Annotated in this window: 1 protein-coding gene; it reads left to right on the top strand. The window is 60.1% G+C overall.

Going from position 1 to position 271, the window contains the following annotated elements; all coding sequences use genetic code 11:
• On the top strand, positions 1–271 hold a 271-nt coding region (locus E1180_RS00015), incomplete at both ends, for a GTP-binding protein (RefSeq protein WP_244313905.1).

The following is a 271-nucleotide window of genomic DNA, read 5'->3' as shown; positions in this document are numbered from 1 at the left end:
CTGCAATCACCATGACGCTGGCGGAAGCTGGCGGTGCGACTGCAAAAGCATATGACGAGATTGACGGTGCGCCTGAAGAAAAAGCGCGCGGCATCACCATCTCCACGGCGCACGTTGAGTATGAGACGGACAACCGTCACTACGCTCACGTTGATTGCCCGGGCCACGCCGACTACGTCAAGAACATGATCACCGGTGCTGCCCAGATGGACGGCGCGATTCTGGTGTGTTCTGCCGCTGACGGCCCGATGCCGCAGACCCGTGAGCACAT

This window comes from Roseibium denhamense (genome assembly GCF_009711415.1).
GTDB classification, from domain to species: Bacteria; Pseudomonadota; Alphaproteobacteria; order Rhizobiales; family Stappiaceae; genus Roseibium; species Roseibium denhamense.
Note: the sequence above shows the minus strand (reverse complement) of the source record. Positions and strands in the feature narration are given on the sequence as shown.